The sequence below is a fragment of the Tateyamaria sp. GN1-10 genome, from assembly GCF_055693845.1.
In genome coordinates this window covers 3,189,336-3,209,652 of sequence record NZ_JBVFUR010000004.1, presented here as the reverse complement: position 1 = coordinate 3,209,652, position 20,317 = coordinate 3,189,336, and the positions used below count along the sequence as shown (strand labels likewise).

Annotated in this window: 17 protein-coding genes; 10 read left to right on the top strand and 7 right to left on the bottom strand. The window is 60.0% G+C overall.

The features are described from left to right. Nucleotides 1-2 precede the first annotated feature (2 nt). Nucleotides 3-497, top strand: a complete 495-nt coding sequence (locus tag ACZ1HN_RS17950) for a hypothetical protein (RefSeq protein ID WP_299207500.1) — start codon at nt 3-5, stop codon at nt 495-497. Here ACZ1HN_RS17950 and truA read toward each other — a convergent pair. After that, a complete protein-coding gene (gene truA, locus ACZ1HN_RS17945; RefSeq protein ID WP_472728474.1) occupies nt 494-1,261 on the bottom strand; it encodes a tRNA pseudouridine(38-40) synthase TruA in 768 nt (255 codons plus the stop codon). The genes ACZ1HN_RS17950 and truA overlap by 4 nt on opposite strands. Nucleotides 1,262-1,437: 176 nt before the next feature. Here truA and ACZ1HN_RS17940 point away from each other — a divergent pair, with 176 nt between their 5' ends. The 5 genes from ACZ1HN_RS17940 to ACZ1HN_RS17920 all read left to right on the top strand — a co-directional run bounded on the left by ACZ1HN_RS17940 (nt 1,438) and on the right by ACZ1HN_RS17920 (nt 8,761). Then, a complete protein-coding gene (locus ACZ1HN_RS17940) occupies nt 1,438-2,850 on the top strand; it encodes a YcjX family GTP-binding protein (RefSeq protein ID WP_472728473.1) in 1,413 nt (470 codons plus the stop codon). Beyond that, a complete protein-coding gene (locus ACZ1HN_RS17935) occupies nt 2,847-3,293 on the top strand; it encodes a GNAT family N-acetyltransferase (RefSeq protein ID WP_472728472.1) in 447 nt (148 codons plus the stop codon). The genes ACZ1HN_RS17940 and ACZ1HN_RS17935 overlap by 4 nt, the downstream gene beginning before the upstream one ends. Continuing rightward, nucleotides 3,293-4,306: a YcjF family protein gene (locus ACZ1HN_RS17930; protein WP_472728471.1), complete on the top strand. Its 1,014-nt coding sequence runs from the start codon at nt 3,293-3,295 to the stop codon at nt 4,304-4,306. Before ACZ1HN_RS17935 ends, ACZ1HN_RS17930 begins: the two co-directional genes overlap by 1 nt. 2 nt (nt 4,307-4,308) lie before the next feature. Beyond that, nucleotides 4,309-5,928 carry an FAD-dependent oxidoreductase gene (locus ACZ1HN_RS17925; protein ID WP_472728470.1) on the top strand — a complete coding sequence of 540 codons (1,620 nt, stop codon included), beginning with the start codon at nt 4,309-4,311 and terminating at the stop codon, nt 5,926-5,928. 124 nt (nt 5,929-6,052) lie between these two features. Next, nucleotides 6,053-8,761 (top strand): DUF2339 domain-containing protein, encoded by a 2,709-nt coding sequence (locus ACZ1HN_RS17920; protein WP_472728469.1) that lies wholly within the window; start codon nt 6,053-6,055, stop codon nt 8,759-8,761. On the opposite strand, the gene ACZ1HN_RS17915 is transcribed toward ACZ1HN_RS17920, so the two are convergent. Then, nucleotides 8,758-9,933 carry an FAD-dependent oxidoreductase gene (locus ACZ1HN_RS17915; protein ID WP_472728468.1) on the bottom strand — a complete coding sequence of 392 codons (1,176 nt, stop codon included), beginning with the start codon at nt 9,931-9,933 and terminating at the stop codon, nt 8,758-8,760. The genes ACZ1HN_RS17920 and ACZ1HN_RS17915 overlap by 4 nt on opposite strands. Nucleotides 9,934-10,186: 253 nt before the next feature. Here ACZ1HN_RS17915 and ileS point away from each other — a divergent pair, with 253 nt between their 5' ends. Next, nucleotides 10,187-13,141, top strand: a complete 2,955-nt coding sequence (gene ileS, locus ACZ1HN_RS17910; protein ID WP_472728467.1) for an isoleucine--tRNA ligase — start codon at nt 10,187-10,189, stop codon at nt 13,139-13,141. 149 nt (nt 13,142-13,290) lie between these two features. On the opposite strand, the gene ACZ1HN_RS17905 is transcribed toward ileS, so the two are convergent. Both ACZ1HN_RS17905 and rsgA read right to left on the bottom strand, forming a co-directional pair. Further along, nucleotides 13,291-14,052 (bottom strand): VOC family protein, encoded by a 762-nt coding sequence (locus ACZ1HN_RS17905; protein WP_472728466.1) that lies wholly within the window; start codon nt 14,050-14,052, stop codon nt 13,291-13,293. A gap of 4 nt (nt 14,053-14,056) precedes the next feature. Next, nucleotides 14,057-15,139, bottom strand: a complete 1,083-nt coding sequence (gene rsgA / locus ACZ1HN_RS17900) for a ribosome small subunit-dependent GTPase A (protein WP_472728465.1) — start codon at nt 15,137-15,139, stop codon at nt 14,057-14,059. 599 nt (nt 15,140-15,738) lie between these two features. Between rsgA and ACZ1HN_RS17895 the strand changes: the two genes are divergently transcribed. Then, nucleotides 15,739-15,948: a DUF1127 domain-containing protein gene (locus ACZ1HN_RS17895; protein ID WP_189368907.1), complete on the top strand. Its 210-nt coding sequence runs from the start codon at nt 15,739-15,741 to the stop codon at nt 15,946-15,948. Nucleotides 15,949-16,046: 98 nt separating this feature from the next. On the opposite strand, the gene ACZ1HN_RS17890 is transcribed toward ACZ1HN_RS17895, so the two are convergent. The 3 genes from ACZ1HN_RS17890 to ACZ1HN_RS17880 all read right to left on the bottom strand — a co-directional run bounded on the left by ACZ1HN_RS17890 (nt 16,047) and on the right by ACZ1HN_RS17880 (nt 18,664). After that, nucleotides 16,047-16,361 (bottom strand): hypothetical protein, encoded by a 315-nt coding sequence (locus tag ACZ1HN_RS17890; protein ID WP_472728464.1) that lies wholly within the window; start codon nt 16,359-16,361, stop codon nt 16,047-16,049. A 143-nt stretch (nt 16,362-16,504) separates the two neighbouring features. After that, a complete protein-coding gene (locus ACZ1HN_RS17885; RefSeq protein ID WP_472729346.1) occupies nt 16,505-17,416 on the bottom strand; it encodes a 50S ribosomal protein L11 methyltransferase in 912 nt (303 codons plus the stop codon). Between the two features lie 15 nt (nt 17,417-17,431). After that, nucleotides 17,432-18,664: an MFS transporter gene (locus ACZ1HN_RS17880; protein ID WP_472728463.1), complete on the bottom strand. Its 1,233-nt coding sequence runs from the start codon at nt 18,662-18,664 to the stop codon at nt 17,432-17,434. Nucleotides 18,665-18,764: 100 nt separating this feature from the next. On the opposite strand from ACZ1HN_RS17880, the gene ACZ1HN_RS17875 reads away from it, so the two are divergent. Then, entirely contained in the window at nt 18,765-19,286 is a 522-nt protein-coding gene (locus ACZ1HN_RS17875) for an AAA family ATPase (protein ID WP_472728462.1), read from the top strand. A gap of 295 nt (nt 19,287-19,581) precedes the next feature. Further along, nucleotides 19,582-20,295, top strand: a complete 714-nt coding sequence (locus ACZ1HN_RS17870; protein WP_472728461.1) for a DNA helicase — start codon at nt 19,582-19,584, stop codon at nt 20,293-20,295. The last annotated feature ends 22 nt before the right edge of the window (nt 20,296-20,317 follow it).

Genomic DNA, 20,317 nt, shown 5'->3' with positions numbered 1-20,317 from the left:
ACATGTCATGGACCGAAGTACAGACGCTGGGGGTCAAAGCCGCCAGCGGAGCAGGGGTGCCGCCCGCCCAGGCGCTGGCTTTTGGCGCAATGCTGGCCCGCCATATCGCTGATGAAGGTCCGCAGGGCGCTGTCGCTGCGGCTTTGTCCAAGCCCGAGAAAATCGTTGCCTTGGCACACAGGGTTGAAACGATCGTCGAAGCGGCGTCAGTGACGGCCAGACCCGTCGATGCAATGGAAGAGGATGCCGGAACCCGCGCCATGCTGGTCAGCTGGCTGGCTGCTTTGCCCTGCAAGGCTGAACTGGATATCGCGGGGCCAAAGGTGCGGATCAGTCTTTCGCTGTCCGAACCCAGTGCACGGACGCGCCCGGAACGGCTTCACCTCGATCCATCTCTTTCGAAGCAGTTGGATGTTCTGGCCGCCAAGACGTATGTGCCTGACAGTGATGCGTCGCGATCTGGCGGTGCGGGTGCCGGGCTGATGGAACTGGACTAGGCAAACGGATCGTCCGGGTAGCCGACTCCGGCAAGATACAGTCCATCCGGCGGGCAGACCGGTCCACACGCGGCGCGGTCACATGCCTCAAGTGCATCCTTGACGTCATCGGGACGCCACGCTCCGGCCCCCACACGCTCCAACGTGCCAACAAAGCTGCGCACCTGGTTGTGGAGAAAGGATCGCGCCCGCACATCGAAATGAACCTCGGGCCCATGCGCGCCGTCCACTTTGGTGACATCCAAGCGATCCAGCGTTTTCAGCGGGCTGTCTGCCTGACAAATGGACGAGCGGAAGGTGGTAAAGTCATGCCGCCCGACCAGGTGGTCCGCTCCGGCCTGCATGGCATCTGCGTCCAAACGGTTGTTGACACGCCAGACCAGTCCCCGCAGATGCGTTGCAGGCGCGCGGCGCATCAGGATGCGGAACACGTAGCGGCGTTCAACGGCAGAAAAGCGTGCGTGCCAATCATTCGCCACGAGGGCGCAGGCGACAATCGCAACCGGGTGCGGTTTCAAATGGTGGTTCAGCGCTTCGGACAGGCGAAACGGATCCCAGTCCCTTTCCATGTCGCAATGTGCGACCTGCGCCAGCCCATGGACGCCCGCATCGGTACGCCCGGCAGCGGCAATGGTGTGATCCCGGGGTTCCAGCCGAGCCAGCGCGCTTTCAATCGCGCCCTGCACAGACGGTTGATCCGCCTGTCGCTGCCACCCGGCAAAAGGACCACCATGATATTCGACTTTGAGGGCATAGCGCGGCATGAAAGCCCACCTAACTCCAAACACAGTCTCCCGCAACGGCGCGCATCTGGTCCTGCCTTCCCTGTTTCCAAAAAATCCCCGCCGGAGGCTCCCGCACTCACACCCCTGGCGACACTGAACTGGTGCGGGACCATGCAACACCTTACATAGGCTCCAAGACATGAAGGGGGCCGCACGTGGTTCTGACGACAATTGCCGATGGCGTGCTAGATGTAGCCCAGGGCATTTACGATACCGGGGCGGACCTGTTTGGTGACACGACCATCCGGCTGGGGGTGACCGGGCTAGCACGCTCAGGCAAGACGGTATTCATCACGTCGCTCGTTGCGAACCTGTTGGATCAGGGGCGGATGCCGCACTTGCTGGCCGCCAGCGAAGGACGGATCGCCGCCGCCTATCTGCAACCGCAACCCGACGACACGGTGCCGCGCTTCGATTACGAGGCGCACATGGGCGCGCTGACCGGCAATCCGCCCAGCTGGCCCGATAGTACGCGTGCTGTCAGCGAGTTGCGGGTGTCGCTGAGGGTTAAGCCAAACGGTTTGCTGGCGGGGTTGCAGGGCCCCCGGACCGTGCATCTCGATATCATCGACTACCCGGGCGAATGGTTGCTGGATCTTGGGCTTCTGGATCAAAGCTATGACGAATGGTCCGCGTCCGTGTTGTCTCGCCTTGAAAAACGCGACAGCGCCGCCGACTTTCGCGCGGTTCTTGCCCCTGTGGATGGCGGGGGCAAACTGGACGAGGTGCAGGCCAAAACACTTGCCGCCGCCTTCACAGAATACCTGCACGCGGCCCGCGCCGCAGGGTACTACGATTGCACGCCCGGTCGCTTCTTGCTGCCTGGCGATCTGGCCGGGTCTCCGGTCCTGACCTTTGCGCCGCTGCCGCCCGGGGATGCGCCCCGGCGGTCCTTGCGGCGTGAAATGGCGCGGCGCTTTGAGGCGTACAAGTCGCAGGTGGTGCGCCCATTCTTCCGTGATCACTTTGCCCGCATCGACCGCCAAGTCGTGCTGGTGGATGCGCTTGGTGCCATCCACAATGGACCAGCTGCTGTCGAAGACATGCGGGCCGCCATGTCCGAAATCCTGGCTGCCTTCCGCCCCGGCAGAAATGCGTTCCTGAGCCAACTGTTCCGGGGCAAACGGGTGGAGAAAATCCTGTTTGCCGCGACCAAGGCCGATCATTTGCATCACAGCCAACACGCCCGCCTGACGGCCATCATGGAGGCGTTAACGCGCGACGCCCGCGACCGTGCGCGCTTTGCCGGGGCAGACACGCAGGCATTGGCACTTGCTGCGCTGCGTGCCACGACGGAAGAGACCGTGCAACATGATGGCAGCCCTCTCGACGTTGTGCGGGGTACCTTGCTCGAAAACGGAAAACAGGCAGCCTTCTACCCCGGTGCGTTGCCGGATGACCCGGCGCATATCCTTTCGCCGGCAGCGAATGGGGCGCAGGATTGGCTGGATGGTGATTACAAGGTGATGCGGTTTGCCCCGGCGCCTCTGACTTTGCGCCCGGGCGATGGCCCGCCGCACATCCGGCTCGACCGCGCCGCACAGTTCCTGTTCGGGGACAGGCTGTGAGTGTGTTGCTCAGGGCGGCCCAGCCAACGGATGCAGGCGCGGTGGGTGCGATCCTGTCGGGCTTCATTGATGGGACAGATTGGATGCCGCGCATTCATACGCGGGCCGAGGACCTTTCTTTTGCTGGGCACATGATCGAACAGGGTTGGGTCACAGTGGCTGAAGGCGGTGGGCAAGTCCGCGCCTTTTCGGCGCGCAACGGGGCCGATGTGCATGCGCTTTATGTTGATGTGAGTGCACAGGGGCAGGGCATTGGTGCTGATCTACTGGCGCGGATGCAAGCCGACGCGGATTATCTGACGCTCTGGACCTTTCAGGCCAACAGGGGCGCGCAACGGTTTTACCTGCGGCACGGCTTTGCCGAGACGGAACGCACCGACGGCGCACGCAACGACGAAGGTTTGCCCGACATTCGCTACGACTGGTACAAAAGGAATACGTGATGGCCAAAGGTCCGGTACTGATCGAGATCGATGAGGAGCCTGTTCCGAAAGTGGCAGAGGCGCCACCTGTGCCCGACCCCATCCCCGTCGCCACTCCGCGGGGCGAGGCGATGCAACTGGCCGCCCGTGTCGTAGCGCGCAAACCTTCGCGGCTTGGTCGTTTGTTCTGGGGGTTGGCGGGCGCAGTGCTGACGGCGGTTCTGAGCGCCGCTGCTTGGGAGTTCGTGACCGGTTGGATTGCTCGCGCGCCAGTTGTGGGTTGGGCCTTTACCGGGCTGTTGGGGGCCTTTGTCCTAACCCTACTTATCATCTGCTTGCGGGAACTGGCGGCACTTCGGCGGCTTGCACGGCTGGACGGTTTGCGCCACGCGGCCGCGCAGGCAACCGAACAGAACGATCTTGCCGCCGCCCGCGTGGTGGTCGACCGGCTTGATGGGCTGTATCGCGCGCGGCCGGATACGGAATGGGGACGCGCGCGTCTGGCCGAGTTGCGTGGCGACCAGATGGATGCGACCGGCTTGCTCAAATTGGCCGAAGACACGCTTGTGGCCCCGTTGGACAAGGCTGCTGAGCGGGAAGTTGAAGCTGCTGCACGTCAGGTTGCCACGGTTACAGCCCTAGTTCCGTTGGCACTCGCCGACGTGATCGCGGCGCTGACCGCCAACCTGCGCATGATCCGGCGCATAGCCGAGATTTACGGCGGGCGCGGGGGGGTGTTGGGCAGCTGGCGCCTGACCCGTGCCGTGATGGCGCATCTGGTTGCAACGGGGGCCGTTGCTGTGGGCGATGATATGCTGGAACCCGTTTTAGGTGGTTCAATTTTAGGCAAATTGTCCCGCCGATTTGGCGAAGGCCTGGTAAACGGCGCTTTGACAGCCCGTGTCGGGGTGGCCGCCATGGAAGTGTGCCGGCCACTGACCTATCTCCCTGGTGACAGGCCCAAGGCACGCCGCCTCGTGAAACAGGCGCTTGGTGGTCTATTTCAGAGCCAAAGAGACAAAGGAACCGACTGACAATGGAAACTTTTGCCCCCGACCTTGCCACAATGGTGCGCACACCACTGACCGATGAGCATGTGGATGCGCTGCGCCGTGTTGGAACCGTGATGGAGGTCAAGGCGGGCGAATACTTCCAACGGGCAGGGGAGCGTATCGACACTTTCCACTATCTTTTGTCTGGAGAAACGGAGGCGGTAAATTCGTCCAGTGGCAAACGCTACGGGACTGCCACGCTTGGTCCCGGTCAGTTCTTTGGCGAACTGGCGTTTCTGAACGGCGGTCATGCCTTCATGGGCGCGCGCGCGGTGCAGGACACGCAGTTGCTCTGTGTTCCGCGCGACGAGATGCTGAAACTCATGTCGGACGTTCCCGAGATGTCGGACATCGTGATTACTGTCTTTGCCGCGCGGCGCCGCCGCATGCTGGACATGTCCGAAGGCGGGCTGACCTTGATCGGTGGCGAGGTGAACCGCGATGTGCGACGCATTGCCAGCTTCGCCTCGCGCAATCGCATTCCGTTTGTTGAGGTCGAGATTGACAGCACCGAGGGTAACGATCTTGCCAACACATGCAGTATCGATCGCGCCCATCCGGCGGTGGTTTTTGCCAAGCATCAGGTGATTGATCCGCCCACACCCCGTGGGGTCGCCGCGACACTGGGCCTTGATATGTCGCTGCGCAAGGAAGACGTCTATGACCTGGCCATCGTGGGCGGTGGGCCCGCGGGTGTTGCGGCCGGGGTCTATGCCGGGGCCGAAGGGCTGTGTGCGGTGGTGCTGGAGGACCTTGCCATTGGCGGTCAGGCAGGCACGTCGTCGCGGATCGAGAACTACATGGGCTTTCCCACCGGCATCTCGGGCGGTGACCTTGTGGGCCGGGGCGAGGTGCAGGCGATGAAGTTCGGCACACGCTTTGCCGTGCCCGTCCGTGCGACCGAACTGATGCAGTGCGAAAAGCATCTGTTCCACATCAAGTTGGACAATGACGACTGGGTGTCGGCCAAGTCGCTCGTTGTGGCGACGGGTGTGCAATACCGCCGTCTGCCGCTTGAGCGGCTTGAAGAGATGGAAGGCAATGGCGTCTACTACGCAGCAACGGATGTGGAAGCGCGTTATTGCAAGGGTTCAGAGGTTGCGGTGATCGGAGGCGGCAACTCGGCTGGACAGGCGGCCATGTTTCTGGCGCGGACCGCGAAACATGTGCACGTGCTGGTGCGTGGCGAAACCCTGTCATCCTCAATGTCGGACTACTTGTTACAACGTTTGGAAAGCCACCCGAGGATCACCATCCACCTGTGCACGGAGGTCAAGGAGTTGCATGGAGATGATCGGCTGGATGCCATCACCATCCATGACCGGCGCGGTGGTCAAAGCTGGCAATTGAACACCAAGGCGCTGTTTATCATGGTCGGGGCCGCGCCCAACACCAATTGGCTGTCTGATCTGGTCGAATTGGACGACAGAGGTTTTGTCAAAACCGGACCGGATGTGGGCGCTGTCACCGGTTATGAAACTTCGCGCCCTGGCATTTTCGCGGTCGGCGATGTGCGTGCAGGCTCTGTCAAGCGGGTGGCGAGTGCCGTGGGTGAAGGATCTGTGGTGATGTCTGCTGTTTGGGCCCATATTACGGACGACTGACGCAACAGCATTCCATGGTGATGCAAGGCCGACCTGCAAAGGTCTGGAAAACCTTGCCTTTTGTGTCGGACGACTGTGGTCTATCCTCATGCCAAAATGGGTGTGAGGGATGGATATGGAAGGGATGCTTGTCCTCGGAGGGTTGATAATCCTCGCGATTCCAATTGCGGTTATCTATCTCTTGGTCGCCGTCAGCGGCCTGCGCAGCCGGATCGTTGATCTTGAGAGTGCGCTGGCAGGTCGGTCACCCGAAGCTCCAATCCCGGCCAGAGCGGGCACGGCACAGACCGGGCCATCGCCTTGGGAGACACCCGAGAAGGGCGCTGACCAGTCCGACGCGGACACCGCCGAGACCACTGAGCCCGAACCGAAATCAGCCGAACCAGCCGCCGCGCGGGTTGTCGCAGAACGGAAGGCCCAGATGGCCTCTAAACCTGTGGAACCTGCAGGGCCGACGCCTCTGCAACTGTTCGGATCGTGGCTGATCGCCAACTGGTTTTATGCCGTATCTGCGGTTTCGCTGGCGTTGGCGGGGCTGTTTCTGGTGCAATACGGGATTGAAAACGACCTGTTCCCGCCAACCGCCCGCGTGCTTGCGGCCCTTGCGTTCGGCGGGGCGTTGATCGCCGGGGGCGAGGTGATCCGCCGACGGTTCGGGGACAGCCCGGATGTTGCCACGGCCTATATTCCATCAGTGTTCTCCGGGGCGGGGCTTGTGTCCCTGTTCGGCGGCATTGCCGCCGCGCGGTTGCTTTATGAACTGATCGGGGTCGAGGTTGCATTTGCGGGTATGGCCGCGGTTGGGCTTCTGGGTGTTGGACTGGGCTGGCTTAACGGTCCGCTTTTGGCGGCTGTCGGGGTTATAGGTGCGTTCACAGCCCCACTTCTGGTGGGCAGCACGGTGCCTGCGAGCCCCTGGCTGTACGTTTACTTTGGTGTCGTTGCCGCCGTCGGGCTTGGGATTGATACGATCCGACGCTGGGCTTGGGTGTCGGTGCTGAGTGTCGGCCTTGGCTTTGCAATGGGTTGGCTGACCGTTTTGAGCGGTGACGAGTCCATGGTGCTGGGTTTTCAGGCCTATGTCGCGATCCTCGCCGTGTTGGCGATCCTGGTCCCGGCGCGGTCGTTCCGGCCCGATCACGGCGGCACCCTTGTCTCAGCATTCCTTTTGGATCCGAAAGGTGACCGCCCAGAGTTCCCAACATTGCTTGCACTTGCAGCCGTGCTTGTCACATCCGGCTCTTTGGGTTGGAGCGCGAGCGCGGGGGCCGAACCATTCTGGATGGCTGCCGTCATCCTCGTGATCTTTGCGATCGCGATTGTCTACTGGACGTTGTCTGCACCTGCGCTGCAGGAGTTGGTGTTGCTTCCGGTTGCTGCGGTCATTGCCGTGATCGCGATTGAAGGGGTCGAACTGGGGCCAGTCATCACCGCGTTCCTGACCACCTACGACACAAATCCAGAGGCTGACTTCCCGCTCGCCGTCTCGCTCCTGTGGGGTGTTGGAATGGTGCTGAGTGCGGTTGCAGCGCAAAGAGCCATGCGCCCGGGCCTGTCCCTCGCCTGGGGGATGGGAGGTGCGTTGGTCGCGCCGGTTCTTGCGGTTGTACTGGAACTGACATGGAGGCCCGCCGAGACAATTGGGGCATATGCCTGGGCCCTTCATGCCATTGTTATGGCGGCCATGATGGTCAGCTTTGCCTTGCGCTTTGCCCGTGCTGACGCACCGGATCGCACACGGACCTCCATGTTTGTGTTGTCCGCGCTGGCTTCGATCACCTTCGCTATTGTCTTGATCCTGTCGCTGGCCGCGCTGACCGTTGCGCTGGCAGTGACTGTGCTGGTCGCTGCTTGGCTGGATCGGCAGTTCAAATTGCCACTCATGCAAGTGTTCATCGCCATTGGCGTTGCGGCGGTCGGTGCGCGCTTGGTCGGCGATCCGGGGCTGTTCTGGGCACTGGACGCCCCGCTTTGGGAAATGGTGTTGGCCTATGCCGGGTCACTGGCTGCCTTTATCGCGGCCATGGTGTTGTTGCGCGGGATGGTCCGAAAAACCGCAACCCTCATCTTGGACACGGCGGCGTGGTCGACGGCGGGGATGTTGGTGTCATTGCTACTCATCCGCTTCCTTGATGATGTGCTGCCCGGCCACAACACCGACTCCCATTGGGCGTTGGGTCTGTTTGCCGTGATCTGGTTGGGCCTGATGCTGGTGCAGCTTTTGCGCATCGAAGGGTTGGGCGGCGTGTTGGCCTTGGTTCGCGGTGGGTTGGTGCTTGTGTTTGGCGTGATCGGTTTTGGCGCATTGGCGCTTGGTTTGACCGTCTTTTCACCACTTTTGGATGGGTGGGGCGACGACGTGGCGGGACCACCCTTATTGAACACGTTGATCCCGGCCTATCTGCTTCCCGCGCTTCTTCTTGCCTTTGGCGCGTGGCGCTTGCGGCATCGGGTGTTGCGCTGGGGGCTGGGAACTGTGGCGGTCGGCGTCGCCGTGTATTGGGCCTTTGCGACCGTGCGCCACCTTTGGCAAGGCGCACAGGGTATGGATTTGGATCAGGGCTTTTTGCAGCCGGAACTTTATAGCTACACGGTTGCGATCTTGCTGACGGGCGCCGTGCTGTTCTACCAATCGCTTGCCCGCAATGCGACGGCCTTGCGTCGCGCAGGTTTGACCGTGATTGGTCTGGCGGTGGCCAAGGTGTTCCTGATCGACATTTCCGGTTTGGAGGGGCTGACCCGCGTGTTGTCCCTTGTGGTTCTCGGCCTGTCGCTGTCCGGGCTCGCGTGGCTCAATCGTTGGGCACAGGGCAAATCCGAACCTGCGGATTAGCGCAGCGGATCACCCTTTGAGAACGCAGGCAGCAACGTGCCGCAAACCAGGTGGGACAGGATGCGCGGTACTGGCGGGATCATCGACACCGGCAACAACAGCCGGTCACGCAAAACCGGCAACCACCGGCTGTCGGATTGGTATTGCGGGGTGAAGGCCCAACTCATCGCCTGGTAGACCCGGACGTGCCAGCGCCTTGCCTTGGCGTAGACGGGCAGGGCGGCCTCTGGTCCGTGCGCCCCAAGGGCTTGTGCCAGTGCATAGGCATCCAGCAACGCCATGTTGGCACCCTGGCCCAGTTGCGGGCTGGCGCGATGCGCGGAATCCCCTATATGCAACACGCCACGCCCATAAGGCACCCTGAGTGTGCCATGCGCGTACCGCGCCATGGTCAATTGATGGGGATCAGTGATCTGATCGGCAAAGGCAGCAAAAGCTGGCCAAAGCCTGGACGCCTGTTCTTTCCACGCATCCAGACCCGCGGCACGCCATGCGGCGTATCCATCGCTCGGTAAGGACCAGAAGATGGCAGCCATCGGTCCGGTCGCATCGGGTGGCGTGCCAATGGGCAGCACACCAACCATGTTGCTGGCCTTGCGATAGGTTTGGCGCAACTGATCCATCGGCAGATCGGTACCATCCGCCCATGGCACGTTTGCCCACAATGCGCCGTAGGGCAGCTGGGTCGAACGTATCGGCGTCAGGGGCGAACGTGCACCAAGCGCATCGATGATCAGGTCGAAGCCCTCTGCCTTTTCCCCGCCCTCAAGCTCCAGACATCCGCCGTCTGCACCCGTTACCTTGGCGTTCAGGTGCATCGTGGTGCCTTCGGTAACGGCTCCGTCCCACAGGGCGGAAAACAGGGCGTTGCGATGCAGGGCAAGCCCGAAATTGTCGCCCTTCTGCCGGTCATACCAGACATCCAGCACACGCCGTCCATTGTCTGCCTCATGGCCGAGCATCCGGGTCAAACGGTTGCCGTTCGCCACGACCCGGTCGAGCAATCCGCACGCTCCCAGAACCGCTTGCCCGACAGGTTGAATGACCAACCCGGATCCCACAGGCTCGGGTGCAATAAACTGGTCGAACACAGTCACCTCGGCGCCGCGCTGACGCAGCAGGATTGCTGTAGCCAGGCCACCGATGCCTGCCCCTGCAATTGCGATCTTCATGTCCCGTTCCGTTTTGACGCGCGTTTGCGTCACCCTAGGCATTTGGGGTTAACAGGAAATGAGGCATCTTGGCCCACTGGACGCTTCCCTAGACCGCGCTTATAAGGCCGCCATGATGCGGAAGATCATCATTCAGCGAATTATATCCCCGGCGCTCTGACCAATCATTGAGACGCCGGGTAAAGGTGCTTGAGACCACTCGCACCGCACCACCGACATTTGCCAGACATACGACCGACAAAGGACGCCACCCATGTGCGCCGACACCCCTGAATACAAACACACCCTGAACCTGCCCAAGACCGACTTTCCGATGCGCGCGGGTCTGCCCAAGCGCGAGCCCGGATGGTTGGAGCGGTGGGCGCGGATCGGGGTCTATGACCGTCTGCGGGAGAAGGAGGGACGGGAACCGTTCACCCTGCACGATGGCCCGCCCTATGCGAACGGGCACCTGCATATTGGCCACGCCCTGAACAAGACGATCAAGGATATGATCGTGCGGTCCCATCAGATGATGGGCCGCGACGCGCGCTACATCCCCGGCTGGGACTGCCACGGTCTGCCCATCGAATGGAAGATCGAGGAACAATACCGCAAGAAGGGCCGCGACAAGGACGAGGTGCCGATAAACGAATTCCGCGCCGAATGTCGCGATTTTGCGGCTGGATGGGTCGACATCCAGCGCGAGGAATTCAAGCGGCTGGGGATCACCGGCAACTGGGACGAACCCTATCTGACCATGGACTTCCATGCTGAACGGGTGATTGCCGAGGAGTTCATGAAGTTTCTGATGAACGGCACGCTCTATCAGGGCTCCAAACCCGTGATGTGGTCGCCTGTGGAACAGACCGCGCTGGCTGAGGCAGAGGTCGAGTACCACGACAAGGACAGCTTCACGATCTGGGTGAAGTTCAAGGTGGTCGCGGCAAAGGACCTGCCCGCGGTCACACTGGAAGACACCAAAGGGCATGTCGCGCCGTTGGGCGATCTGGAAGGTGCTCAAGTGGTGATCTGGACCACGACGCCCTGGACCATGCCGTCCAACAAGGCGGTCGTTTATGGCCCCGACATCTCTTATGGCTTGTACGAAGTCACCGGACGCCCCGAGGAATGCTGGGCCAATATCGGTGACCGCTACATCCTTGCCGACAATCTTGCAGCTGACGTGCTGGGACGCGCGCGGCTTGATGAGAGCATGTATCGTCGCCTGCGCGATGTCACGGCTGACGAGATGAGCCAAGTGCGCCTGACCCACCCATTAAAGGGCGCCGAGGATGCAAATGGCGAATGGGACGACATCCGCGACTTCCGCGCCGCCGACTTCGTCACCGATACCGAAGGCACCGGATTTGTACATTGCGCGCCGTCCCACGGGATGGATGAGTACGAACTCTATCGTGAACTGGGCATGCTCGAACAGGTCATCACCTACAACGTGAACCCCGATGGGCGGTTCCGGGACGACCTGCCGTTCTTTGGCGGCAAGGCGATCCTGAAACCCAACGGGAAAGAGGGTAACGCCAACGCCGCCGTCATCGACAAGCTGGCCGAAGTAGGTGGGCTGCTGGCGCGTGGGAAGATCAAGCACAGCTATCCGCATTCCTGGCGTTCGAAAGCGCCGGTGATCTACCGCAACACGCCGCAATGGTTTGCCGCCATCGACAAGCCTGTGGGCGACGGACAGGACACGCATGGGACCACGATCCGTGAACGCGCGCTGACCGAAATCGACAACGTTAACTGGACGCCACAATCGGGCCGCAACCGCCTGCATTCCATGATGGAGGCGCGCCCGGATTGGGTGCTGTCGCGTCAACGCGCTTGGGGTGTGCCGCTCACCTGCTTCACCAAGAAGGGAGCGCTGCCGACGGATGAAGACTTCCTGCTGCGCAATCCGCAAGTCAACCGCCGCATCACGTCGGCATTCGAAGCGGAAGGTGCCGACGCCTGGTACGACGAAGACGCCAAGCAGCGTTTCCTCGAAGGTGTCGTGAACCCCGACGACTACGAGCAGGTGACAGATATCCTTGATGTGTGGTTTGACTCAGGGTCCACCCATGCCTTTGTCCTGCGTGATCGCAAGGACGGCACCGAGGACGGTGTGGCCGATGTCTACATGGAAGGCACCGACCAGCACCGAGGCTGGTTCCATTCGTCCCTGCTGCAATCGGTTGGCACGACGGGCCACGCGCCTTACCGCAACGTGGTGACGCACGGCATGACGCTGGACGAGAAGGGCTTCAAAATGTCGAAGTCCATCGGCAACACCATCGTGCCTGACGAAGTGGTCAAGCAATACGGCGCCGACATCCTGCGGCTTTGGGTGGCGCAGACCGATTACACCGCCGACCAGCGGATCGGGCCGGAGATCCTGAAAGGGGTCGCCGACAGCTACCGCCGCCTGCGCAATACGATGCGGTTTATGCTGGGCTCGCTGTCGGACTTCACCGAGGCGGATCGCACTGATCCTGACGACATGCCGGAACTGGAACGCTGGGTGCTGCACCGTTTGGCGGAGCTGGATGCGACAGTGCGCGAAGGCTACGCGGCTTTCGACTTCCAGCGCGTGTTCTCATCCGTGTTCACCTTCGCGACCGTGGATCTGTCGGCCTACTACTTCGATATCCGCAAGGATGCCTTGTATTGCGACGGTGATACGCCGGAAAGGCGTGCGGCGCGCACGGTGCTTGATCTGCTCTATCATCGGCTGACAACATGGCTGGCCCCAATCCTCGTGTTCACGATGGAGGAGGTCTGGCTGGAGCGTTATCCGGGTGATGATAGCTCGGTCCACCTGACCGATATCCCGGAAACGCCGACTGCATGGCGCGACGATGCGCTGGCCGTGAAATGGACGGGCGTGCGCAGCGCGCGGCGTGTGGTGACGGCGGCTCTGGAAATCCAGCGCACGGACAAAGTCATCGGCGCATCGCTCGAAGCTGCCCCGGTTGTCTATGTCGAGGATGCGAATCTCGCGGCGTCTCTGACCGCGTTGCCCTTTGCAGATATCTGCATCACGTCGCAGATCAACGTGACAACGGATCCCGCGCCGTCAGACGCATTCCGTTTGCCCGAAGTGCCCGGCGTGGCGGTGGTCTTTGCCAAGGCAGACGGCGCGAAATGCGCCCGTTGCTGGAAAGTGCTGCCCGACGTGGGCACGCATGGGCACGAAGGTGTCTGTGGGCGGTGCGAGGACGCTCTGGGATAGGCGAAAAGCGCTTTGCCTTGTGCGCGATGGATCTTCGCAGATCCACGTTGGACACCGACGACCTTTTGCGGACACAGGGAAAGGCCCCTGTGTCCGTACGACCTTGCGAAAGTCCTCGCAGATTTTGGCGGCTCGTGATGCTTGAGGTCCTATCCACCTGCCGACAGGCAAAATAAAGCGCCGTCTGGGTCACGTATTAGACATCGACACTCCCCCATGCTTTCGAAGATTGATTTCGAAAGCTGGCTGGCATCCAACGCCTTGGCCGCTCGCAGCGCATTGGCCGTGTTGACCACGTTGATGCAAGGCACCCACGATGCCTGCACATCCGTCTGGGACAGTCCCGGCAGATGATGTGCAACAGATTTGCCTGACAGGCTAGAGATCACCGCGCCGCCCCTTTGCGGGTCGTGCGGTTGGCTCACTGACCAGCCAAAAACTTCCGAATAGAACTGCGTTGGGAACTCGGACGTGCCAGATAGATAGATTTCGTTGCCGAACTGTCGTGCAGGTATCGGAAACGCATGTTGAGACTGTGAGATCCCGACCACGGCACCCAACGGATCACGCACAAGCGCATTTCGTCCAACACCGGGAACGTCAAACGGGGCGCGGATAACTTCGCCGCCAAGCGGTTCCACGTACTTGCTGGCAGAATCCACATTCGGAACCTCTGCATAGGCAATCCAGCCGTCTGACATTCCTTCGGGGGTTTCGATAAAGCCTGCCCCGACTTCGTCTGCCAACATCGCCAAAACGAAGTCCACCTGACCGCCACCCCATGCAAAATCGGTGGCATGTTCGACGGCAAAGGACCACCCGGCGACACGTTCATAAAAAGTCATTGAACGTTGTCGGTCTGCCGAAAAGAGATCGTGCCAGACAATCTGACCAGACTTGTCTTGTGGCATCCGACTACCTCCTCTTGCTTATCTGCTTCGTGATCTCGCGCACCATCTTTCCGAATGCCTTGTCCTTGGCGCGGCGCTCGGACAGGGTGGCCGAATTGAATGCGTCTTCGGCCACGAGTTTGCGCCACCGTCCAAGCCGCGCGGCGTCGATCTCATTGTTTTCTATCGCTTGCAGCACAGCGCATCCGGGTTCCGTTTCGTGTTTGCAATCGTTGAATCGGCATTGCGTGGACAGATTGTTGATGTCCGAGAACACGTCCTGAATACCCGACGCGGCGTCGGTCAGTTGCAGCTCTCGCATGCCCGGGGTGTCCAGAACCAGACATCCATCTTGCGTCGCAAAAAGTTGCCGCCGTGTCGTCGTGTGCCGCCCCTTCGCATCATCTTCCCGAATGGATTGCGTTTCGATCGTTTCGGTTCCCAAAAGCGCATTGGTCAAGGTCGATTTGCCAACACCGGATGATCCCAGAAACGCGACAGTCGCCCCCGGTTTGCACCAGTCCGCCAGCTTGGATCGCGGCGCGTCGCCTCTTGCGTCCAGCGCGACAACTGCCACGTCAGGGGAAATCGAGCGCGCTGCGTCGATGTAGTGTTGATGATCGGGTGTGAGATCGGATTTTGTGAGGAGGATGACTGGCGTGATCTGTGCCTCAAAGGCAAGCGCGATGTATCGTTCAAGCCGCGCGACATTGAAATCCTGATTGCAGGACGTGACAACAAAGGCCGTATCGACATTGGCCGCGATCAACTGTTCGCGCCGATCCGTGCCGGGCGCCCGCCGCTTGATCAGGCTCTTGCGTCGCAAGACCCGACTGGACTTTGGATGATCACGGTCAAACATCAACCAGTCGCCGACGGTGATGCCTTCGGTGGGTGGTATGATGTCATCAAGGCCGTCCCCGACAACATTCAACGCATTTCGATGGACTTCGACGACCCGAACAGGGGGGCTTTGCGTCAATTCGTCAACATCTGTTTGTTGGGCGAAAAAGGGTCGCCAGCCAAGCAAGGCGAGGGGGGACTGAGGCCGTTTTTCGGCTTTCAGGTCGGACGATGGGGGAAAAAACTGTGAATAGTCACGTGTCATTGTGAAGGAGTTCCATGTCTCGATCATGCCGGGGCATGATTTTAAGCGGTAAGGGAAAAATGCGGGCAAACATCAACATCGGTCCGCCAGAGGTTGGCGAAACAAGATGGTCGCTGATTTTGCATTGGGAGGACTGCTGCCTCCCCGCCTTACCGGGACATAAACTCTCCACTTCGATGCCATAAATCTACGGGTTCGCAACGAGTTTTTCAACCGTCTGGATCGGCAATGAAGGGTGTTCGCGGCGACAGGCACATTGATTTGCACATCTGCAACTACGCTGTGATGGGATGAAGCATCTCTCGGGATCGCAGATTGGATTTTCCACATACCAACTCGCGAAGCCGACTGTTCCAAGAAGCTGTGCAACTCCATCGGACGGCCTTTTTGCAGCCCGATTCCGTCGTCAGCTTCCCATGTTTGGCTGCAGTGTTATTTTATTGGAAATACTTTCAATGTGTTACGTCTAAATCTTCGACATGCAAAAAACGCAAACCACATATGACTTTTCACCGCTTGAACGGTGTTTTTTTCGCGCCTAAATGAGCAGCACAACGCTGACAAGATCAGCACAATCTATCGAAAAAAGGACTGCTGCAATGGCTGCTTTCGACACCACCCGCCCCGCATATGGCGCTGCACCTGTTGCAGGCCAATTCTCCGGCTTGTTTTCCAAATTGGTTGCCCAAGTGGCCGCCTGGAACCATGCCCGCTTGACCCGCAACGCCCTGAACGCCCTGACTGACCGTGAGCTTGAAGACATCGGTCTGGTCCGTGGCGACATCGATGACGTGGCAAACCGCCACTAAGACGTTCCAATCCTCCCCTTTGGACGCGCTCTGACAAGAGCGAAAGCCGCGGGCCTGAGAGCAGGCACCGCGGCTTTTCTTTTGGAGGGACTGTCAGTTCAGTCTACGAAGGGTTCAAGAAAGCCTGCGGCAAACTGTGTCACCGGGTCTATCTGCATCAAATGAGAGCTGAACTGTTCCAGATGACCGCCCTGCTGCAGCTTTGCAACGCGCTCGTTGTAAGTGATGTCGCCCAAAGAGGCGAGCATCAGTCCCTTGAACACGAAGAACCCTATCACAAGCGCGAGCAGCCCTCTGATCGGAAAGCCGCGACCCAGACGGCGCTTGGGCTTGAGGACAATCAGCCCATCGCCCCGCAGTGTTGTCGTATACCCATTTCCCAAGGCCGCGTGTTTGCGGCCAAGTGTGGTCAAGCGCTCTTCAAAGTTTTGGCGAGTTTCAACCATGGCAGCCTCGTACATCGAAATGGCCCCCACCGATTTCGGCGTAGAAGGTGCGCCTCAATTGTGGCGAAATCTAGGCAAATGCGTCAAAAGCCGCTAAAAATTCTGACAAATCATGGCTTTTTATGCAGGGTGAGGGTCGTCCACTCTCCAATCTCTTCCCTGTGCGCCAGACTGTTTCCGTGATCGATATAGTGCGCAGCAACCTCGTCAGCCTGTTCGTTGAGGATTCCGGACAGAATCGCATATCCACCTGTGGCGAGGCGGGCTCTCAACTCTGGTGCCAATGCGATCAGCGGCCCTTTGAGGATATTGGCAAAGACCAGATCAAATGGGCCGGAAAGGTCCGCGTGATCAAAGCCTGCCGCTTCGGCCAGTTTGACCTTGGCTTCCATACCGTTGGCTTTCAGGTTGGCCCGCGCCACGTCGACGGCCTGTGCATCAATATCGCTGGCAATGATGTCCGCATCCCAGATCGCTGCAGCACCCATGGCGAGCACAGCGGTGCCACAGCCGATGTCGGCCGCGCGTTCTGCCCGAAATCCGCCATCTGCCAACCGATCCAGCGCTTTCAGGCAGCCCAACGTTGTGCCGTGGTGTCCGGTGCCAAAGGCCATCGCCGCTTCGATCAACAGGGCGTGCTTGCCCGGCGGCACCTGGTCGGCATCATGTGAGCCATAGACGAAGAAGCGACCAGCCTCGACTGGCGCCAACTCGCGCTTCACATGGGCCACCCAATCGGTTTCCGGCAGTTCCGAAACTGTGAACGGCTTTGCGCCAAGGGCGGTGGTGAGCAGTAAAAGGGCGGTGTCATCCGGCTGGTCCGTGAAATAGGCGCCCACTTCCCACAGTCCGCTGCCATCTTCGACCTCGAACACACCGATGCCGGTTGGTTCCGGTGCCATGTTCTCAAGGGCCGCGCCAAGCGCGTCCGCCTGTGCCTTGCCTTCAAGCGTTGTGAGGGCGGTCCATGTGGTCATGTCAGTCTCCGTCTGTTGCCGGAGCCTTAGCGCCCACCATGGCAGGCGGCAAGTGGCGCGCTACTCTGCAGGGGCGGGCAGTTTGGCACCCAGTCGGGTTTCATGGCCAGGCACCGGGTGGCGCGGAATGAGCAGGGCAAGGCACAACGATGTTGCGGCCATACCTGCAGCCAACATAAACACCGCCCCGGGCGACAATAGCCACAAAAGGCCCAATGGTACCGGCAGGCCCACGGCAGCGATATGGTTGATCGTAAAGGCCACGGCGGCCGTTGGCGCGATGTCTGCCGGGTCCGCGATCTTCTGGAAATAGGTTTTGAGCGCCAGCGCCAATCCGAAAAAGATGTGGTCCAGAACATAGAGGGCGGCAGCGATCATCAACCCCCACCCCATGAAGTAGACACCGCCGTAAGCCAGAAATACGCACACAAGGCCGGTATACTCAAACACCAGCGCCTTTTGCTCGCCAAAGCGTGCCACGATGCGCCCCAGAACCGGTGCAACCAGGATGTTGACCATCAGGTTGATAAGGTAGAGCGCTGTCAGCTCATGCACCTGGAAGCCGAATTTCTCGACCATCATGAAACCTGCAAAGACCATGAAGATCTGCCGCCGTGCGCCCGACATGAATTGTAGGGCGTAGTACAGCCAGTATCGCTTGCGCAACACGAAGGTTTTCAGTTGCGGAGTAGGGGCTTCGAACTGGGGATAGGCCAGCATGGCAAAGACTGCGATGGCCGCCGTGATCCCGCCACCAACCATGTAGACAACGTTGTAGGTCAGCCCAAGAGGCTCCCACAGGACCATGATGACGAAGTAAACGAGGAACGTGGCCGTTGATCCGGCAGCGAGCAGCCAGCCTAACATCTGCGGGGCGCGATCCTTGGGCAGCCACTGCAATTGCAGCGACTGGTTCACCGTTTCGTAGTAATGGAAGCCAATCGAACTGATGAAGGTCAGCGCCAGAATACCACCCATTTGCGGGAACTGCGCCGTCAGGGCGGTGGCAACGCCCAGCATCACGAGTGACATCAGCCCAAGTACCTGTTCGCGCATGAACATGATGACGACGATGACGCCGACGGCCAAAAAGCCCGGAATCTCCCGGATCGCATGCAACAGACCGATATCGGCCCCGTCAAAGTTGGCTGCATCCACAACAAAGTTGTTCAGCAGCGCCAGCCAGACAGAGAACCCGATGGGCATGGCAAAAGCCATTAGGAACAAAAGCGCAATGGGCCGACGCCAAGCGGGCAGACTGCTTGCGTCGTCAAGGGTAATGTGCTGGGCCATAACCTGCCATTACGCCTTTTGCACGGCCTTGGCGAGGGCACGGTATGTGCGCGGGAGCACATGTGTTTTTCATCCCCGCATCACAGGATATGTCGTAGGCATGGGGAAACGTAACTATCTGATCGAAGGTGTCTCGGGCAGCGGCAAAACGTCTGTGTGCCACGAACTGCGCAGGCGCGGATATCATGCGCTTGACGGCGACAGAGAGTTAATCCCTGACGAAACACGCTCACAACAGCCGTCGTTGGCCGAAGCCGGTCCCGAGGGCAGTGTCGAGCGCGCGGCATGGATGCATGGCCAGCATGTATGGGATGTGGACAAGGTCAGGTCTCAAGCGGCATCCAAAGGTTCTGAAATGTCATTTTTCTGCGGTGGTTCCCGGAACTACGCCGATGTCATCCATTTGTTTGATGCTGTCTTTGTGCTGGACGTGGATCAAGAAACCTTGCAACGACGGCTTGCGCTACGTGATCGCGACGCGTTCGGCGGGCGGGCGGAGGAGCAAGAGTACATCCTGACACTGCACAAAACGAAACAGGACATCCCCGCGTTTGGTACCGTCATCGATGGCACAGCGGCGCTTGATGAGGTGGTGGATCAAATCCTTGAGCATTGCTTGTAAGCAATCCGCGCGGAAAGGTCCGGTGGGTTTTTTGCGCGCGCAACAGTGATCAGAACGGACTTGGCCGCAGCAACCCCAAGGTCTGCCTCATGCGCTGCATGATGTCCCAGTCGAGCACCCTTACGATGTTGAATTCTGCGATCTGTTGGGACACAGTTGGATCAGGCCTTGCTCGGGCCTCCACCCTCCATCTGGGAAGCATTTGTCATGTAGAGCGAAGTCATTTGAACCTGTCTCGTTCGAGCGCGTGCATAAGGAGGGATTGCGGAAGCAGCTCGAAAGAGGAGGACTAAAGATGCACATTTCCGCTCCTGTCTATCATTTGAAGCGACAGGCCAAACTGTTGGCCCGCCAGACTGGTACGCCGTTGCACAAAGCGCTGGACCAGATCGCAACTTCCGAAGGCTTCCAAAGCTGGGGGCATCTGACTTCATCCTTGCCAAAAGCGCGCGCCGCCGAAATCGTCTTGCCCCAGCTCCACGCAGGCGACCTCATGCTCCTGGGTGCGCGGCCCGGACACGGCAAAACGCTTCTTGGCCTGGAATTGGCATCAATGGCAGCAACTCTGGGCCGGAAGGGGTTTTTCTTTACCCTCGATTACCACGAGCCAGCCGTTGCAGATCGGTTTGCAGATTTAGGCATTGACCAGGCATCTGCGCAGAAGACCGTTGACGTTGATACGTCGGATGAAATATCGGGCGGCTATGTCGTCAGCCGGCTTGAGCGCTGCCACACACCTGTTGTGGCCGTAATTGACTACCTTCAACTCCTTGATCAAAGGCGCACCAATCCAAACCTGCAGGACCAGATCGCTTCACTGCGGGCTTATGTGAAGGCCACCGGTGCGATTTGCGTGGTGATTTCGCAAATCGACCGATCGTTTGACCTGAGCGGCAAACCTATGCCGGACGCATCAGATGTACGTCTGCCCAACCCGCTTGATCTGTCGGCCTTCGACAAAGTCTGCTTCCTGCACAATGGTAAGATTCAGGTTGATCGGGCGGCGTAGTCAAACCGCAAGGGGCGGTGCG

Coding starts and splice junctions, on each gene's coding strand:
- ACZ1HN_RS17950 (WP_299207500.1), top strand. CDS start 3: ATGTCATGGACCGAAGTACAGACGCTGGGGGTCAAAGCCGCCAGCGGA.
- truA (WP_472728474.1), bottom strand. CDS start 1,261: ATGCCGCGCTATGCCCTCAAAGTCGAATATCATGGTGGTCCTTTTGCC.
- ACZ1HN_RS17930 (WP_472728471.1), top strand. CDS start 3,293: ATGGCCAAAGGTCCGGTACTGATCGAGATCGATGAGGAGCCTGTTCCG.
- ACZ1HN_RS17925 (WP_472728470.1), top strand. CDS start 4,309: ATGGAAACTTTTGCCCCCGACCTTGCCACAATGGTGCGCACACCACTG.
- ACZ1HN_RS17920 (WP_472728469.1), top strand. CDS start 6,053: ATGCTTGTCCTCGGAGGGTTGATAATCCTCGCGATTCCAATTGCGGTT.
- ACZ1HN_RS17915 (WP_472728468.1), bottom strand. CDS start 9,933: ATGAAGATCGCAATTGCAGGGGCAGGCATCGGTGGCCTGGCTACAGCA.
- ileS (WP_472728467.1), top strand. CDS start 10,187: ATGTGCGCCGACACCCCTGAATACAAACACACCCTGAACCTGCCCAAG.
- ACZ1HN_RS17905 (WP_472728466.1), bottom strand. CDS start 14,052: ATGCCACAAGACAAGTCTGGTCAGATTGTCTGGCACGATCTCTTTTCG.
- rsgA (WP_472728465.1), bottom strand. CDS start 15,139: ATGACACGTGACTATTCACAGTTTTTTCCCCCATCGTCCGACCTGAAA.
- ACZ1HN_RS17895 (WP_189368907.1), top strand. CDS start 15,739: ATGGCTGCTTTCGACACCACCCGCCCCGCATATGGCGCTGCACCTGTT.
- ACZ1HN_RS17880 (WP_472728463.1), bottom strand. CDS start 18,664: ATGGCCCAGCACATTACCCTTGACGACGCAAGCAGTCTGCCCGCTTGG.
- ACZ1HN_RS17875 (WP_472728462.1), top strand. CDS start 18,765: ATGGGGAAACGTAACTATCTGATCGAAGGTGTCTCGGGCAGCGGCAAA.
- ACZ1HN_RS17870 (WP_472728461.1), top strand. CDS start 19,582: ATGCACATTTCCGCTCCTGTCTATCATTTGAAGCGACAGGCCAAACTG.